The sequence below is a fragment of the Zhongshania sp. genome (genome assembly GCF_041623545.1).
Classification (GTDB): Bacteria; Pseudomonadota; Gammaproteobacteria; order Pseudomonadales; family Spongiibacteraceae; genus Spongiibacter.
Window position 1 is genome coordinate 1 of sequence record NZ_JBFJWS010000426.1, and the last position, 1,973, is coordinate 1,973.

The 1,973-nt window shown below is 52.0% G+C and carries 3 protein-coding genes; 1 reads left to right on the forward strand and 2 read right to left on the reverse strand.

The annotated features are described in order from the left end of the window. Together ABYT30_RS18815 and ABYT30_RS18820 are read right to left on the reverse strand one after the other, a co-directional pair. Positions 1-413, reverse strand: a 413-nt coding sequence (locus ABYT30_RS18815; RefSeq protein WP_373098063.1) for an MgtC/SapB family protein, incomplete at its 3' end; no start/stop codon positions are given. After that, positions 404-1,372 carry a zinc transporter ZntB gene (locus tag ABYT30_RS18820; RefSeq protein ID WP_373098065.1) on the reverse strand — a complete coding sequence of 323 codons (969 nt, stop codon included), beginning with the start codon at positions 1,370-1,372 and terminating at the stop codon, positions 404-406. The genes ABYT30_RS18820 and ABYT30_RS18815, both read right to left, overlap by 10 nt. A gap of 122 nt (positions 1,373-1,494) precedes the next feature. Between ABYT30_RS18820 and ABYT30_RS18825 the strand changes: the two genes are divergently transcribed. Continuing rightward, positions 1,495-1,973 (forward strand): LLM class flavin-dependent oxidoreductase (locus ABYT30_RS18825; RefSeq protein WP_373098066.1); only part of this gene is annotated, 479 nt, incomplete at its 3' end.

The following is a 1,973-nucleotide window of genomic DNA, read 5'->3' on the forward strand; positions in this document are numbered from 1 at the left end:
ACGCCCACTAACACACCAACCACGATCAGGGCGATGAGCAGTGCAGGTCCGTATTTATCTAGGCCGATCATGACGCCAATAGCGGCCAACACCCATATAGCGGCGGCGGAGGTCACGCCTAAGACCATGCCGTCCCGTGATAAAATCACGCCCGCCCCAAGGAAACCAATACCGGTAATCACTTGGCCAATAACCCTCGACGGGTCCGTTACGCCATTGCCTACCGAAACCGACATGGCGATAAAAACATAGGTGCCAAGGCATATTAAAGCGGCTGTACGAATACCAATCGGCTTGCCGCGAATCTGCCTTTCCAAACCAATAATGGCACCGGCTAAAATAGTAGTAAGTACCCCCGGCCATTTTAACGGAGCAATGGAGAGCAAACTTAAATCAACCATTTCTAAAGCCATTTCTTATACCTAAAGAAAACCAGCAAGCCGCCAGCCAAGGCCACTAAAATGCCAATAAAAATAGCAAAGGCATAATGATTCTCGGCACCCGGAATTCCACCTACATTGATACCGAGCAAGCCTGTGGCAAACCCCAGCGGCAAAAATATTGCCGACACAATCGACAACACATACATACGGCTGTTGGATTCTTCCGATATCTGGTTAACAAGCTCCTCTTGGCTAACCGCCGCGCGCTCGCGAATGCTATCTAGGGTTTCAATATATTGCGCTAAGCGATCGCCGACTTCTCTTACGCGCAGGCGCTGAGCATCGCCAAACCATGGCAGCCGTTCCGTCTGCACCCAATTCAATGCCTCGCGCTGGGGTGCCAAATAGCGACGTAAAGCAATGGATTGCCTGCGCACCTGACCAAGTTCACTACGCAATTTTGCTCTGCCACTGGTCAGCAGTGACTCCTCTAACTCATCAACTTTGTCTTCGGCATTGTCGATTGGTCCCGCCATCCGCCGCACTAAACGATCACACAAAACCGCAACAAACTCGGCGCTGGTTTCCGGTCCTTCGCCCTCTTGAAAGCTACGCACAATATCGTCCATAGACAGCAAGCGTCGCTTGCGCGAGCTGATAATACGGTGTTCATCAACGCAGAGACGAATCGACACCATGTCTTCTGGATCAGCCTCGGGATTTAAATTCACCCCGCGCAGCGCCATAAGCAGGCCGCCGTTGTGAGCAGTTGCACGGGGCCGCGTGTCCTCTGCAACCAGTGCGGCGATCGCGATGTCATCTAAACCGCTGTGTTCTTGCAGCCATTTCAGTGTGCCGGGCTTACTGTAGTCAAAATGCAGCCACATCAAGCCCTGTCCCGGCTGCCACGCGTCAATTTCCGCGTGACTCATTGGCCTAGCCCCGCCTTTGCCATCCAGCAACATCCCGTACACTAAAAAGTCATCCATACTGGGTATCTCAATATTCTGTTTAGTCACCGATAATCGCACAGCAGGTCACCGCCTAACAATGCGTGTATAAATGTCGCACAGTAAATAGTGCAATAAAAATAACACTTTAAGGATAGCTCATGAAAATTGGTGTATGCCTCCCCTATATGCAGCGTGGAATTCGTCGCCAAGATTTTAAAGACTGGTGCCGGATTATTGATCAAGGGCCCTTTCACAGCCTTTCTTGCGGCGAACGTATTACCGGGCACAGCTATGAAATGCGCAACATCCTCGCCTTTGCCGCCGCATCAACTGAGCGGGTTCGCATTATTCCAGCGCTTTACGTACTGCCCATGCACAGCGCCGTACAAGCCGCGAAAGAAATTGCCACCCTCGACATACTCTCTGAAGGCAGAGTTACGCTGACAGTAGGCGTCGGCGGTCGCGACAAAGACTACGAAGCCCTTGGCGCCAGTATGGCAAATCGCTTTCAACGCATGGACGATCAAATTGCCACCATGAAGAAAATCTGGCGCGGTGAATTATTAGAAGGCTTAGAAGAAGTCGGCCCCACCCCGATTCAGGCCGGCGGCCCACCGATTTTAGTCGGCGCCATGGG

Coding starts and splice junctions, on each gene's coding strand:
- ABYT30_RS18820 (WP_373098065.1), bottom strand. CDS start 1,372: ATGGATGACTTTTTAGTGTACGGGATGTTGCTGGATGGCAAAGGCGGG.